This window comes from Wenzhouxiangella sp. XN201 (genome assembly GCF_011008905.1).
GTDB lineage: Bacteria > Pseudomonadota > Gammaproteobacteria > Xanthomonadales > Wenzhouxiangellaceae > Wenzhouxiangella.
Map to the genome: position 1 here is coordinate 391,287 of NZ_JAAIVI010000017.1, position 13,558 is coordinate 404,844.

At 63.5% G+C, this 13,558-nt stretch carries 13 protein-coding genes; 7 read left to right on the top strand and 6 right to left on the bottom strand.

Annotated elements, in window-relative coordinates:
- Positions 1-6: 6 nt before the first annotated feature.
- Positions 7-1,896: a DNA topoisomerase IV subunit B gene (gene parE, locus G4Y73_RS02315; protein WP_164228948.1), complete on the bottom strand. Its 1,890-nt coding sequence runs from the start codon at positions 1,894-1,896 to the stop codon at positions 7-9.
- A 106-nt stretch (positions 1,897-2,002) separates the two neighbouring features.
- On the opposite strand from parE, the gene G4Y73_RS02320 reads away from it, so the two are divergent.
- On the top strand, positions 2,003-2,875 hold the full coding sequence (locus tag G4Y73_RS02320) for a hypothetical protein (RefSeq protein ID WP_164228950.1): 873 nt from the start codon (positions 2,003-2,005) through the stop codon (positions 2,873-2,875).
- A 72-nt stretch (positions 2,876-2,947) separates the two neighbouring features.
- On the opposite strand, the gene G4Y73_RS02325 is transcribed toward G4Y73_RS02320, so the two are convergent.
- Positions 2,948-5,167, bottom strand: a complete 2,220-nt coding sequence (locus G4Y73_RS02325; protein WP_164228952.1) for an EAL domain-containing protein — start codon at positions 5,165-5,167, stop codon at positions 2,948-2,950.
- Positions 5,168-5,366: 199 nt separating this feature from the next.
- Here G4Y73_RS02325 and G4Y73_RS02330 point away from each other — a divergent pair, with 199 nt between their 5' ends.
- On the top strand, positions 5,367-5,849 hold the full coding sequence (locus G4Y73_RS02330) for a YciI family protein (protein ID WP_164228954.1): 483 nt from the start codon (positions 5,367-5,369) through the stop codon (positions 5,847-5,849).
- A gap of 19 nt (positions 5,850-5,868) precedes the next feature.
- On the opposite strand, the gene G4Y73_RS02335 is transcribed toward G4Y73_RS02330, so the two are convergent.
- The gene (locus G4Y73_RS02335) at positions 5,869-6,111 is read right to left on the bottom strand and encodes a hypothetical protein (protein ID WP_164228956.1); all 243 of its coding nucleotides are present in this window, start codon (positions 6,109-6,111) and stop codon (positions 5,869-5,871) included.
- On the bottom strand, positions 6,108-7,643 hold the full coding sequence (locus G4Y73_RS02340; RefSeq protein WP_164228958.1) for a Na+/H+ antiporter NhaC family protein: 1,536 nt from the start codon (positions 7,641-7,643) through the stop codon (positions 6,108-6,110). Before G4Y73_RS02340 ends, G4Y73_RS02335 begins: the two co-directional genes overlap by 4 nt.
- A 146-nt stretch (positions 7,644-7,789) precedes the next feature.
- Between G4Y73_RS02340 and G4Y73_RS02345 the strand changes: the two genes are divergently transcribed.
- Together G4Y73_RS02345 and G4Y73_RS02350 are read left to right on the top strand one after the other, a co-directional pair.
- Positions 7,790-8,752, top strand: coding sequence for a calcium/sodium antiporter (locus G4Y73_RS02345; RefSeq protein WP_164228960.1), 963 nt, complete (start codon positions 7,790-7,792; stop codon positions 8,750-8,752).
- A gap of 122 nt (positions 8,753-8,874) precedes the next feature.
- Positions 8,875-9,708: a DUF5694 domain-containing protein gene (locus tag G4Y73_RS02350; RefSeq protein WP_164228962.1), complete on the top strand. Its 834-nt coding sequence runs from the start codon at positions 8,875-8,877 to the stop codon at positions 9,706-9,708.
- Positions 9,709-9,774: 66 nt separating this feature from the next.
- Here G4Y73_RS02350 and G4Y73_RS02355 read toward each other — a convergent pair whose 3' ends face one another.
- Entirely contained in the window at positions 9,775-10,365 is a 591-nt protein-coding gene (locus tag G4Y73_RS02355) for a TetR/AcrR family transcriptional regulator (protein ID WP_164228964.1), read from the bottom strand.
- A 102-nt stretch (positions 10,366-10,467) separates the two neighbouring features.
- On the opposite strand from G4Y73_RS02355, the gene G4Y73_RS02360 reads away from it, so the two are divergent.
- From G4Y73_RS02360 to G4Y73_RS02370, 3 genes are read left to right on the top strand one after another with little or no spacing between them, the layout of a single operon-like run.
- A complete protein-coding gene (locus G4Y73_RS02360) occupies positions 10,468-11,283 on the top strand; it encodes an MBL fold metallo-hydrolase (protein WP_164228966.1) in 816 nt (271 codons plus the stop codon).
- A gap of 15 nt (positions 11,284-11,298) precedes the next feature.
- Positions 11,299-11,739: an ester cyclase gene (locus G4Y73_RS02365; RefSeq protein ID WP_164228968.1), complete on the top strand. Its 441-nt coding sequence runs from the start codon at positions 11,299-11,301 to the stop codon at positions 11,737-11,739.
- Positions 11,740-11,750: 11 nt separating this feature from the next.
- Positions 11,751-12,182 carry a PaaI family thioesterase gene (locus tag G4Y73_RS02370; protein WP_164228970.1) on the top strand — a complete coding sequence of 144 codons (432 nt, stop codon included), beginning with the start codon at positions 11,751-11,753 and terminating at the stop codon, positions 12,180-12,182.
- Positions 12,183-12,394: 212 nt separating this feature from the next.
- On the opposite strand, the gene G4Y73_RS02375 is transcribed toward G4Y73_RS02370, so the two are convergent.
- Positions 12,395-13,477: a PA0069 family radical SAM protein gene (locus tag G4Y73_RS02375; protein WP_164228973.1), complete on the bottom strand. Its 1,083-nt coding sequence runs from the start codon at positions 13,475-13,477 to the stop codon at positions 12,395-12,397.
- Between the last annotated feature and the right edge of the window lie 81 nt (positions 13,478-13,558).

Consider the following 13,558-nt stretch of genomic DNA (forward strand, 5'->3'; position numbering starts at 1 on the left):
CGTTGCTTAGACCTCGATCTCCGCCAGATTCCCCTTTTCCTCCAGCCAGGCACGTCGGTCGGCGGCGCGTTTCTTGCCCAGCAACATGTCCATCAGGGCGTCGGTCTGCGCCGGGTCGTCGACCGTCAGTTGCAGCAGGCGGCGCGTGTCGGGGTCGATGGTGGTTTCGCGAAGCTGCAGCGGGCTCATTTCGCCCAGGCCCTTGAAGCGGGTTTCGGTGACCTTGCCCTTGAGCTTCTCGGCTTCGATGCGGGCGAATAGTCCCTTGCGCTCTTCGTGATCGAGTGCGTAGAAGGTCTGCTTGCCCACATCGATGCGAAACAGCGGCGGCATGGCCACGAACACCCGGCCGGCGTCGACCAGCGGCCGGAAGTGCTTGAGAAACAGGGCGGATAACAGGGTGGCGATGTGCAGGCCGTCTGAATCGGCGTCGGCCAGGATGATGACCTTGCCGTAGCGGAGTTTGCCCAGGTCGTCGGAACCCGGGTCGACGCCGATGGCGATCGCCAGGTCATGGACTTCCTGCGACTGCAGAACCTGGGCCGGGTCGGTCTCCCAGGTGTTGAGGATCTTGCCCCTGAGCGGCATGATCGCCTGGTACTCGCGGTTGCGCGCCTGCTTGGCGCTGCCTCCCGCCGAGTCCCCTTCCACCAGGAACAGTTCGGTTTCTTCCAGATCGGTTGAAGCGCAGTCGGCCAGCTTGCCGGGCAGGGCCGGGCCGGCGGTGACCTTGCGACGGGCGACCTTCTTGCGCGCCTTCTGGCGCTTGAGCGCATTGTCGATGGCCAGCTTTGCAATGGTCTCGCCGTCGTTGACGTGCTTGTTCAGCCACAGGGCGAAGGCGTCCTTGACCACGCCCGAGACGAAGCTGGCGGCCGATCTTGACGACAGCCGCTCCTTGGTCTGGCCCGAGAACTGCGGATCCTCGAGCTTGATCGACAGCAAGAAACTGAGCCGTTCCCAGACGTCCTCCGGGGCCAGCTTGACGCCTCTGGGAAGCAGGCTGCGGATCTCGCAGAACTCGCGCAGGGCTTCGATCAGTCCGGTTCTCAGGCCGTTGGTGTGCGTTCCGCCGGCCGGGGTGGGAATCAGGTTGACGTAGGATTCCTGGACCAGCTCGCCCTCGGGGACCCAGGCCAGCGCCCACTGGGCCTCCTGGTCGGCACCTGAGAACTCGCCGGTGAAAGGCTTTTCAGGGACCCGCTCGAAACCCTCGAGGCTCTCGGTCAGGTAGTCGGTCAGACCGTCTTCGAACTGCCAGGTCTCTGTCTCATTGTTGGCGCGGTCGTCGAGTTTGACTTCCAGGCCGGGACAGAGGATGGCCTTGGCCTTGAGCAAGTGCTTCAGGCGCGGGCGTGAAATGTTGGGCGAGTCGAAGTACTGCGGATCCGGCCAGAAATGCACCCGGGTTCCGGTGTTGCGCTTGCCGACCGAGTCGACGACCGTCAGCGGCGCATTGGTCTCGCCGCCTGCGAAGCTGATCTCGTGTTCCTCGCCATTGCGTTTGATGCGGCAGATGAGCTTCTTCGACAGGGCATTGACCACCGACACGCCCACGCCGTGCAGCCCGCCGGAGAACTTGTAGTTCTTGCCCGAAAACTTGCCGCCGGCGTGCAGGCGCGTAAGGATGAGTTCGACACCCGGGAGTTTGTGCTCCGGATGCGGGTCGACCGGCATGCCGCGACCGTCGTCGGTGACTTCGATCGAGCCGTCCTCGTGCAGGACCACGTCGATGTGTTTGGCATATCCGGCCAGGGCCTCGTCGACGGCGTTGTCGACCACCTCGGCCACCAGGTGATTGGGCCGGGTGGTGTCGGTATACATGCCCGGCCGGCGCCGGACCGGCTCCAGGCCCTGGAGGACTTCGATGTCGGAGGCTTGATACTGACTGCTCATATGGAGGTTCAGGAGTCGTTGAGGGCGCAGATGAACGCAGATTAACGCAGATTGGTGCGCAGCGGGTGAGGTGAAAGCCCGTGTGTCCTCTGGCACGATGAGGAGGGTGAAGATCATCCTCAGTCGCAAGGGGTTCGACTCCACCGCCGGTGGCGTGCCCAGCCCGATTCTGCCGGACGGGCGGATCGTGTCGCTGCCGATTCCCGATCCGAGCTCACCGGTGCGCTACGGCGAGATTGGCGGGCCGGGACGGGATGTTGGCGAGTTGGTGTCCAACCTGACGCGCGGCCGTGTTCGTCGCAGTTCGCGCGCCCACCTCGACCCCGATCTGGTCGCCCAGGACCGCCCGCGGCCGACCGGCTGGCAGCCGCTGTTCGGCCAGGAAGGCGCTGCTCAGGGGCATTTGCGTAACCAGGGCGTTGGGCCGGGCGACCTGTTCGTGTTCTTCGGACTCTTCCAGCGCGTGCTGCGCCGGCATGGCCGATACCGCTTCGATCGCAGTTCGCCGCGCATTCACCTGATCTGGGGCTGGCTGCAGATCGCCGATATGGTTCCAGTTGCGGAATGTCCCGACTCGATTCGGCGCTGGGCACGGGAGCACCCGCATTTCAGTCATCCGGCATCGGCTGACAACGTGCTCTACCTTGGCCGCAAGGAACTGATTTTTCCCAATGGCGGAAAGACGGGTCTTGCGGGCAGCGGTGTCTGTCCCCGGTATCACCGCTTGTTGCAGCTCAGTGACCCCGGTTCATCCCTGCCCAGCCATTGGCGGTTGCCGGTGTGGATGCATCCTGGCAACGGCCGGTCGGCCATGACCTACCATCGCGACGCGGCTCGCTGGTCGGACTCGGGCGGCATTACCCGCCTCCGATCGGCTTCGCGGGGGCAGGAGTTCGTGTTCCGGGCGAGCGAGTATCCGCAAGCCCTGCGTTGGCTCGAAGGGCTGATCGCGAGACTCATCCGATCCGATCCGAGCTGATTGGGCTGGCTACTCGTCCGGGAACTCCGAGAGAGTCGTGCCTGGAGTGCCGCCGATCTCGGGTCGCCCGTGTCATTTCACCGGGCTGGGTCGACCGAAATGGTAGCCCTGAGCGTAGTCGATCCCGATGCGTTTGATGATGGCGACGACTTCCGCCGACTCGACCCATTCAGCAACGGTCAGGATGCCGGTACTGTGTCCGATTTCGGCGATGGAACGGACGATGGCCTCGTTGATGGGGCGTTCGGTCAAGTCGCGGACGAATTGCCCATCGATCTTGACGATGTCGACGTTCAGGTGTTGCAGGTGACCGAACGATGACATGCCCGTTCCGAAATCGTCGAGCGCGATCAGGCACCCCAGGGCACGCAATCGGTCGATCAGGTCACTGGCGGTTTCGTAATGCTGGATGGCGGCCGTTTCGGTGATCTCGAAGCCCAGCCTGAACGGGTCGACGGAATCGTCACTGATTGCTTCGATCAGAAACGCGGTAAATTCGGGGTCGTTGATCGAGGCAGCCGACAGATTGATGAAACAGCGCCGCGGCGGAGCGGCGCACTTGCCGAGCCACTCGATTGCGTGGCGCACGACCATTCGGTCGACTGCAGGCATCAGGCCGAAGCGTTCGGCAACGGGGATGAAGGCCTCGGGCATCAGCAGGTAGCCTTCGTCGCTCCTGAGCCGGCACAGGATTTCGATCATCGGGCTGGATTCACTTCCATCCAGCCGGAACAACGGTTGTTCGTACAACTCGACCCGGTCTTCGTCGATGGCCTGCTGGATGACCGGAATCTGGCGCATCTCGGCCAGACGCCGGTAGACTCGATCCGGTCCGGCGGAGTAGAGGATGCGGTTGCCGCCGCTTTCCTTGGCCGCGATGCAGGCGGTATCGGCGGTTCCGAGCAGCCGCTCGTAGTCCTCCGGGTCGCCGGCAAGCGGTGTCACGCCGATGGTGGCGCGGGTCGAAAATGATTGTCCCGAACGGACGAAACGGAACTTGCCGACCTGCCCGTGCAGGGCTCGCATACGCTGCTCACCCACTTCGTCCCAGCGGCCACTTACGATCAAGCCGAACTCGTCGCCGCCCAACCGGGCCAGGCAGTCTTCGGGTTCAAGGATCGTCCGGATCGATTCGGTCAGTTCGGCGAGCATTTCGTCGCCGCTGCCGTGTCCGAGCGTGTCGTTGATGGACTGAAACTGGTCGAGATCCATGTAGCCGAGCAGCCAGGGTTCGTCTCCGCCGCTGAGTCGGGTTCGTGCCTGCTCGGCAAATGCACGGCGATTGAGCAGGCCGGTGAGCGGGTCGTGGCGCGACCGGAAGCGTAGACGGCGTTCATACTGGTCACGGTCGCGGTCACCGGCTTCGATCAGCAGAGCTGTTGCCGACATCACCAGCAGGGTGGGCAGCAGCGCCAGCCACTGGGCGATGACGGCGCTCGATTCAAGCGATGCCAGGCCGGCCAGACCGAGTCGCAGACCGGCAACGACAAGTATCGGGGTAACCAGGAAGGTGGTCAGCGAGGAAAGTCTCAGGGCGCTCCACAGCATGAGCATGAACAGCGCCAGCAGAATCGGAACCACGTGGATGCCCGGCAGCTCGGCCATCGTTGCGAAACCCGGCGCCAGGGCGGGATGCCAGGTTGCAGCCAACGCACCGATCGATACCACCGGCACGATCGCACGCTCCCAGGCGTAACCGCGCTTCCGGCTGTGAAACGTGCCGGTCAGACCGCAGAGTCGGGCGCCGAGTGCCATCAGCAGGGGAGTGAAGACGATCAATCCGAGCAGGTCGCCCAGCCACCAACTGGTTACCAGCATTGGCGTCGAGAAGCGATCCAACAGGTCCGCAAGACGGAGCGCACCCACGCCGGTGACGGCGGTGATGGCTGCAATGACGGGCAGCACGATCAAAATGAGCCTGACGCTTTCGTTGAAGCGCTGGGGCAGAGGTGCGCGGGATACGATGCGCCGGTAGAGCACGACACCGGCGATCAGGCTCACGGTGCCGCCCACCACGGCCAGCGGCAGGGTCGGCAGCCCCGTGAGTTTCATGGCCAGGATATCGCCGAGGATGATCAGCGGCAGCATCCACCAGCCGCCCAGGAGCAGTGCCGCCAGCGCCACGGCGGCCGGCGGCCAGATGGTGGCCACAGGCCCGGCGCCGACGAGTTGGCGGGCCAGCACCGCGGTCGCGAGATACGCGGCCAGCGCCAGCAGCACGAACAACCAGGTCGGTATCAGTCCGACGCGCCGGGGTGGTATCAGCGCCGCCGTCCAGCGGATCCGTTTCATGTTGCAGTGAACCTCCCTTGGAACGCGCATCATAGCCTGCCGATCGTTCTTTTGCCCGCGTCGCTGGAAGCGGCTATCCCGTGCAGAGTCGTCGGAGCGAGAAAGCGCCCGCCTATGCGCAAGCCGGTTGTGGACCAGATCTCCAGCCCCTGACAGATGTGGCAGACTGGCGCAGGATCACCCGGACCAGGAATCGACGATGAATACTTCAGTCCGCTATCTAGCGCTCCTGGCCTGCCTGGCCTGGAGCATATTGCCCAGCGCAGTGGCAGCCGAGAACCCCGATGGTCCATCGGGTGGTTTCGATGCCGAACTGGCGGCAGAACTGGGTGCTGATGACTACGGCATGCGCCGCTATGTGCTGGTGATGCTCTACGCCGGCGAAAATACCGACCAGGATCCCGAGGCCGCCATGGCGCTGCAACAGGGTCACATGGCCAACATCCGGCGGCTGGCCGACGAGGGCGTGCTGGTACTGGCCGGGCCGTTCATCGAGGGCGGGGACTTGCGCGGTGCATTCGTGTTCGCCGTCGATTCGGTCGAGGCAGCGCGCGAGTTGACCGCCAGCGATCCGGCTATCGAGGCCGGGCGCCTGCAGGCCGAATTTCACCCCTGGTATGCCTCGGCAGCCCTGATGCAGCTGGGCGAGGTGCACGCGCGCATCGCCCGGAAACAGCCGTGACGGAGGTCGCCGACTTTGCTCAGCCCGAGCGGATGCGCGCCTGGCCGCGGTGGGCGGACTTGTCGAAGGAGTCGACAGTGATCTCGACCAGCTGATCGACCTGCCCCGCCGAGGCGCCTTCGACTTCGAGGATGGTGTCACCGACCCTCGCTTCACCGCGGCTACCATCGAAATTCGTCAGGTAAACCTCGAGCTGCTCACCCGGCTCGAAGGTCGGCGTGCTGCTGCGAAAACGCCAGTTGGCAAACAGTCCCTTGCTCATGATGTTGTACTCCGGTTGCTCAGGCGATCGGTGGTGTACTCGCGGCCGAAGCCTGTCCAGGCCGAGACCAGGAAGACGATGACCAGCAGCCAGCCGTGGAAGACCCAGGGCCAGGCCTGGATGGGCGCGACCACCATGTCGGTGCTGAACCAGTCGTATTGCTCGACCAGGGCCGTCATCTGGGTATAGCCGACCAGCACGCCGCCGGCCCAGGGGAAGATGTAGCCCAGCGCCGAGGTGTTGGCATCCAGGATGTTGGCGCGGCGGTAGCCGTTGATGTTGAAGCGCTTGCCGATGGTGGCGATGTAGGGCGCCACCGCGATCTGGGCGGCGGTGTTGATGGTGATCGCCGCATTGATCGAGGCGGTGACGGTCACCATGACCATCTCGGCCGAGCGCACGGTCTTGGCTACAGTCCCGAGCAGCCAGTCCTCGAGCGCGTGGAAGGCACCACCGCGCATCATGATCTGTGCGCCGGCGATGACCAGCAGGATCAATACGGCCAGTTCGGCAAAGCCGAGCGCCCCGTCGTAGAGGCTGCCGCCGACACCGGCATCGGCCGCGGCGACCACTTCGACCAGCGGCCAGCCACCGAAGGTAGCGGCCGCCCAGCCGCCTTCGGCGACATTGAATACGAGCATGTCCGTGCCCGGCGCCAGGCCGAAGACCAGATTGACGACAATCGCCACGATCAGGCCCCAGGAAATGGCCTCGATGATGTGCCGCCCGGCAATCGCGGTAAAGATCACCACGCCCATGGACAGCAGGTGCAGCAGGCCGGCCGGATTGGTCTGCGCGCGGAAGGCCTCGGCGACTTCCGGTGCGATGGTGCTGCCGCTGAACATGGCGCTGGCGATCACGTAGGCGATCAGCGACAGGATGGCGGCGATAATGGCGTACTTGAAGCGGCTGGCGACCACGCCGCCGACATCGGAATCCTGGGTCACCGCACTGACGATCGTGGTATCGGAGACTGGCGCCAGGTTGTCGCCGAATACCGCACCCGACAGGATCGCGCCGAACATGATCACCGGGTCGGCGCCGAGTGCCACACCGGCCGGGAAGAACAGGGCGACAAAGGCGATGACCGTGCCGTAGCCGGTGCCGATGCCGGTCGCCAGCAGGGCTGCAAGCAGAAACGTGATGGCCGGGAACAGCAGTGGGCCGATGCCGGCGGCCACGGCCAGCCAGCCCAGGCCGTCGACGAAGGCGCCGACCTGTAGCGTGCCGGCGAACATGCCGGCCCACAACCAGGCGACGATGGCAGTGACCGCTACGGGCTGGGCCATCCCCTCGAACACCGTGTTGGCGTATTCCTTCCAGTCGCCCTTGACAAACAGCATGCCCAGGATCAGGCCGACGAGCATGCCGACGATCAGGCCGCCGGTAGCGCTGATGCCCAACAGGCCGGACTGGAAAATGGCCCAGGCGATGAAGAACAGGATGGGCAGGGCGCTGAGCGCCTTGCCACCGCGAAATTCGATGGTCGTCTGCGAAGCCGTGACGGCTTTGGCGGACTCTGGCTGATTCATGAAGGGCTCCCTTTTGGCTGCTTCTTCGCGGCAGTTATTCGATCGGCTCTGATCCATGCAGAATAGCCCTGATCGCCGCTGCGGTTCAAGCTGATCGCATCGGCCACGGGTTAGACTCGAATTCAGAAATCGTGGGAGCTGGATCAATGTGGATCGACCTGTTGCTGGTAATCGCCGGAATTGGCCTGCTTACTCTGGGTGGTGAGGTGCTGATCAGCGGCGCGCTGGGTCTGGCCCGGCGCTTGCAGATCAGCGCCCTGCTGACCGGGCTGGTCGTGGTCGGGTTCGGTACGTCTACACCCGAACTGGTGGTCAGCGTGGATGCCGCCTTGATCAATCAGCCGGGCATTGCGCTGGGCAATGTAATGGGCAGCAACATCGCTAATGTCCTGTTGATTCTCGGCCTCTGTGCGGTGGTCCGGCCCTTGCCGGTTACGCCGCTGGGCTTGTCGAGAGACGGCGTTGCCGGAGTGGCGGTCAGCGGACTGGTCATCGTGCTCGCCGGTGGCATCGCACTGGGCCGTATCGATGGGCTGATTCTGCTGGCCGGACTTGCCGGCTACCTGGCCTGGGCCTATCGAAGCGAAAGAAGCCTTCAGGCAAGTCAGCCCGGCGTATCGGAAACTCCCGACGTCCCCGGCAGCAAGGACCGGTCGGTTGTCTACATCGTCGTTGCCACGATGGGCGGTTTGTTGCTGTTGATCGCGGGATCGCGCGTGCTGTTGCTCGGCGCCGTGGCCCTGGCCCGCGACCTGGGCGTTTCGGAAGCTGTCATCGGCCTGACCCTGGTTGCGGTGGGGACGTCGCTGCCCGAACTGGCGGTCTCCCTGATCGCAACGATCCGACGCCAGGTCGAAGTGGCCGTGGGCAACATCCTGGGCAGCAACCTGTTCAACCTGCTCGGCATTCTCGGGGTCTCGTCATTGCTTCAGCAGCTGCCCTTGCCTCATCGGATGGTGGTGTTCGATCAGTGGGTACTGCTGGCCTGCAGCGTGGCCGTCCTGTTCATGCTGTGGACCGGGCGGCGACTGAGCCGCATCGAGGGCGCAATATTCCTCCTGGCCTACGCGGTGTATCTGTTGGTGACTTTTCGCGTCTTTCCGTCCTGACGGCCATTGGGTGGATAGTGAAATGGCCGGGATGGTGTAAGGCAGGACCGTTGGCACATGTGGCCGCCCTCCCTCTGGCTGCACAATGGTGTGAAACACGAATTGAATGATTGGAAAGTGCCGTGAAAAGACTGGTTTTGATGCCCACGATGCTGTTGATCACCACGCTGTGCGCTCCTGCGCTGCAGGCCCGCGATGTCGAGGTCATGATCCTGGGCACTTATCACCTGGCCAATCCGGGCCAGGATCTGCACAACGTCGAGGTTGACGATGTCACCGTACCGGCGCGTCAAGAACAGCTCGAGCAGGTCGCGCAGGCACTGGCGACGTTTCAGCCCGACAAGATTGCCGTCGAGGCTGTGTCCGGGCGGGAGGACCTGTCACTGGCGGCTTTCGAGGACTTCACGCCGGATATCCTGAAACAGGTCCGGAACGAACGCGAGCAGATCGGCTACCGGCTGGCGCATCGGCTTGGCCATGAGGCGGTGTACGGCATCGATGAGCAAAGCGACGAAACCGACTATTTCCCATTCGGCGTCGTTTCCGAGTTTGCCGATTCCAGCGGCCGAAGCGACGCAGTCGAATCGCTTCAGCAAATGGCCGCTGCCCTGGTCGAGACGATGGGGCGCATGCATGCCGAACAGACGATCGGCCATGCCCTGTTCTGGATCAACCAGCCGCGGTTGATCGATCGTGGGCATCGTCAGTTCTACTATGGCCTGCTGGAGCTGGCCGACCACGAACAGCAGCCGGGTGCGCTGCTGAACGCACGCTACTACGAGCGCAACGCGCGCATCTTTGCCAAATTGACCCGGGTGGCCGAACCGGGAGACCGGGTGCTGGTTGTCTATGGCAGCGGGCATAGCTATTGGCTGCGCCACTTTGTCGAGGAGACAGCAGGGTACGAACTGGTCGAGGCCAATACCTATCTCGCCGGGCTGATAGGCAGTCGTTGATTTAGTCAGGGCCAATACCGCTCGGGCGGGAATACGTGGCCGCGTTGATCGCCGGGTTGCCGCTGCTCAGCGGCTGGCGGCAATCCAGTTCGTGACTGCTTCGGCGGCCTGATCCGGCGTCATTGAGGCCTGGTCTAGCGACTGCCAGGTTCGGAACGCGACCGCGTGGTGGGCTGTGGCTGTTAGCGCCTTCTTCGGACGGCCACCTACTGAGAGCGCACGTACCAGATCGTCGGCAATGCCCGCGAGATACTCCCGTACCGCTGCCATCGGCTGCTGCAGTGCGGGTACGTCGGGCTCGTCGCGGTGGGCCGCATCCCACATGGCCTGGGTTTGTGCGTAGTAGCGATAGAGCGTCCGCAACGCCGTCCGGGTGCGTTCGGCGGCATCATCGATGGTCTGCCAGCTGCCCGGGTCCGGCAAGGGGTGGTCTTCCAGCCAGTGGCTGGTGCAGGCCTGAAAGACTGCGGTCTCGTCGGGGAAATGACGGTAGATCGTCAGTCGCTGCACCCCGGCACGTTCGGCGATGGCGCTGATCGTCGTGGCGCGCGGACCGATTTCCTGATGCAGCTCGACGGTGGCCTCGACGATACGGCGCCGGGTTTCCTCGGCGGATTCGGCACGTTTCTTCTGCGTGTACTTGCGTTTCTTTGCCATTGGATAAACATAACTGTTTACTGAAGCATTGACAACCCCGTTTTGTTTGATTATTATTTATTTTCAATAAACAGTTATGTTCATCGAAAAAAGGACACCGTCATGGCAAGTATCGAAACACCAATCATGCAGCCGCTGCGAGCGATCGCCGGCGACTGGAAGTTGCTGCCCTCGTTCATGCCCGTGCCCGGTATGGGCGCGCTGGCCGTAAACAGTCTGGTGCTGAACTGCAGCGAACCGCTGCTGGTCGATACCGGTCTGGCTGCGCTGCGCGATGACTGGCTGGAGCGGCTTGGAGAGGTCGTCGACCCGGTCGACCTGAAGTGGATCTGGATCAGTCACGCCGATGCCGACCACGTCGGCAATCTGGCGGCACTACTCGAAGTGGCGCCTTCGGCGAAGGTGCTGACCAGTTTTCTCGGCATGGGCAAGCTGGCGATGGCCGGCATCCGTCCTGAGCGCATGCAGATCGTCGAACCGGGCGGGTTGCTGGAGATCGGCGGTCGACGGCTGCTCCCGATCCGACCGCCGTATTACGACGCGCCGGAGACGCTGGGATTGTTCGATCCGGGTGACGGGTTGCTGTTCACCGCAGACTGCTACGGCGCCCTGCTGCCCGGGCCGGTCGAGCGGGCCGAGGATGCCGGTGTACAGGCGCTGCGCGAAGGCATGGTGCAATGGTCCGCGGTCGATTCGCCGTGGCTGGGGCAGGTCGATCGGGATGGGTTGGGAGCTACGCTCAAGGCGTTCGGTGCCCTGGCGCCGCAGTGCGTGGTATCCAGCCATTTACCGCCGGTCGCCGGTGGGCTGGAGACGCTCTCGCCCATCATTTTCAACGCATGGTGCCGCAATGGTGGTGGACCTGCCGACACCTTCCATGTCGAAGCCGTCGCCGACGTCCTGCACGCTGCTGCCTGATCGGGAGATATGCTCATGAAAACTGAACTCATCGAAACCAATGTTGAAACCGTAAAGGAATTCCTGGCGAAAACGCACTCCTGGGGTCTGCCTGATCTGGAAGTGATCGATCGCACGGTGGATCCGCAGATCGTCTGCCACGGATTCGCCGGTGGCAATCCGGATGACCGGGAAAGCTACAAGAACTGGTTCCGGACATTCCGAAAATCATTTTCCGAGATGGATTTCCGCATTGCGCGCATGGTTGCCGACCACGAGCATGTCGCAGTGCAGTGGACGGTGGCGGTTACCCACTCCGGCGAATTCGCCGGCCTGCCGGCGACCGGCCGCAGAGTGGAATTCGACGGCATGGTGTTCTACCGTCTGGAAAATGGCCGTATCGCCGAGACCTGGTTGTCCATCGACATGCAGCCCGCGTTGTCGCAGATCGGTGCGGTCTCGCACCCGCTTGCATGAGGAGGCTCGCCATGGAACAATCCACGATCGACATGGCCCGTCGTATTCTTCAGGCGCAGCCGTTCAGCCAGCTGCTCGGCACACGCCTGAACCGGTTCGAGCCCGGCCGGGCCGAACTGGAGCTCGAGCTCGACGAGCGCCTGCTGCAGCAGCACGGCTTTGCCCACGGCGGGGTCGTGAGCTACCTGGCCGACAATGCTTTGACTTTCGCCGGTGGCTCGGTGCTCGGCGACAGCCTCACCTCTGAATTCAAGGTGCACTATCTGAGGCCGGCGCGAGGAAGGCGTCTGATCGCCCGCGCCGAGGTTGTCAGCAGCGGTCGTCGCCAGGCCGTATGCCAGTGCGCGGTCTACGCCTGCGATGACGAAGGCGAAAGACAGGTGGCGCTGGCCGTGGGCACCATCCTGCCGGTTGCCGGGGCGCGCAGAGATGGCAAAGATTGAATGGCCCGATCCACAGCCGCCATCGGTCGCATTGTCGAACACTGGGGTGAGGCCGATACTGTCGGCAAGCTGCTGCGGATGGGAGTCAATCCATGTTCCGGCGACGACGGTTGAGCACGGCGCCGGACTCGGTGGATTGGATTGACATGATGATCATGGCATCGACATGCCGCTGCCATGATTGTCATTTCTAATAGCGACATTTCGGACATTCAAGCCTGCCACGGCAGCGCCATCTGTTCGCCACTGCGTGTCGGAGGCCGGAAGATTGCCGTGTTGAGCGGCTCGCGGCGATCGCCGGCAAGCCCGAAGCGCCGCCGGGCAATCTGGAATCGCGTGGAGATCAGTTTGGCGAACTCACCCCGACCCGTCTGGCGCTTGCCCCAGGCCGGGTCATAGTCGCGCCCGCCATGCAGTTGTCGGACCAGGCTCATGACGTGGCTGGCGCGTTCGGGATAATGCGTCGCCAGCCATTCCCGGAACAGGCCCTTGAGCTCGTGCGGCAGGCGCAGCACGACGTAGCCGGCCCGGACCGCGCCGGCCTGCGCCGAGCTTTCAAGGATGGACTCGATTTCATGGTCGTTGATCGCCGGGATGACCGGCGCGACCATCACTCCTGGCTGGATGCCGATCTCGTGCAGCGCCGAGAGAATGCGAAGACGCGCCGCGGGTGAGGCCGTGCGCGGCTCCAGCCTGCGCTTGAGGTCGTTGTCCAGGGTCGTCAGGCTGACCGACACCGAGACGAGACCATCCCGGGCCAGATCTTCGAGGAGTTCGAGATCACGCAGGATGGTGATGCCCTTGGTCAGGATGCTGACCGGATGGCGATACTCGGCCATCAGCTCCAGCAGCCGGCGCGTGAGGCCCAGGCGCCGTTCGACCGGTTGATAGGCATCGGTATTGATCCCCAGCACGATCGTCTTGCAGCGGTAGCCGGGTTTGCGCAGTTCGGCCTCGAGCAGTTCGACGGCATTTTCCTTGTAGAACAGCCGGGTTTCGAAATCCAGGCCCGGCGAGAGGTCCAGATACGAATGCGAGGGCCGGGCAAAGCAGTACACGCAGCCGTGCTCGCAGCCCCTGTAGGGATTGATCGACTGCTCGAAGGGCACGTCCGGAGATCGGTTGTGCGAAATGATCGATCGCGCCCGCTCCGCTGTCACCGTCGTCGGCAATGCGGGCAATGCCTCGATCTCTTGCGTCCAGCCGTCATCGAAGCATTCCCGTTGCCGACGGCTGAATCGGGAATCCGGATTGGCGGTGGCTCCTCGGCCCTTGTTTCTGGTGGCGGCACCCATGCCGATACTGTAAATCAATATAGTCCCTTTTGCACCCGGTGTCATTGCGTGTGCTGAATCGGCGGGTGAGCTTGTCCGTGG

What these genes read in the sequence shown, in the direction of transcription:
- G4Y73_RS02365 (WP_164228968.1), top strand. Translation starts at nt 11,299, where the DNA reads ATGAAAACTGAACTCATCGAAACCAATGTTGAAACCGTAAAGGAATTC.
- G4Y73_RS02375 (WP_164228973.1), bottom strand. Translation starts at nt 13,477, where the DNA reads ATGGGTGCCGCCACCAGAAACAAGGGCCGAGGAGCCACCGCCAATCCG.
- G4Y73_RS02325 (WP_164228952.1), bottom strand. Translation starts at nt 5,167, where the DNA reads ATGAAACGGATCCGCTGGACGGCGGCGCTGATACCACCCCGGCGCGTC.
- G4Y73_RS02360 (WP_164228966.1), top strand. Translation starts at nt 10,468, where the DNA reads ATGGCAAGTATCGAAACACCAATCATGCAGCCGCTGCGAGCGATCGCC.
- G4Y73_RS02370 (WP_164228970.1), top strand. Translation starts at nt 11,751, where the DNA reads ATGGAACAATCCACGATCGACATGGCCCGTCGTATTCTTCAGGCGCAG.
- G4Y73_RS02340 (WP_164228958.1), bottom strand. Translation starts at nt 7,643, where the DNA reads ATGAATCAGCCAGAGTCCGCCAAAGCCGTCACGGCTTCGCAGACGACC.
- G4Y73_RS02355 (WP_164228964.1), bottom strand. Translation starts at nt 10,365, where the DNA reads ATGGCAAAGAAACGCAAGTACACGCAGAAGAAACGTGCCGAATCCGCC.
- G4Y73_RS02345 (WP_164228960.1), top strand. Translation starts at nt 7,790, where the DNA reads ATGTGGATCGACCTGTTGCTGGTAATCGCCGGAATTGGCCTGCTTACT.
- parE (WP_164228948.1), bottom strand. Translation starts at nt 1,896, where the DNA reads ATGAGCAGTCAGTATCAAGCCTCCGACATCGAAGTCCTCCAGGGCCTG.
- G4Y73_RS02330 (WP_164228954.1), top strand. Translation starts at nt 5,367, where the DNA reads ATGAATACTTCAGTCCGCTATCTAGCGCTCCTGGCCTGCCTGGCCTGG.
- G4Y73_RS02335 (WP_164228956.1), bottom strand. Translation starts at nt 6,111, where the DNA reads ATGAGCAAGGGACTGTTTGCCAACTGGCGTTTTCGCAGCAGCACGCCG.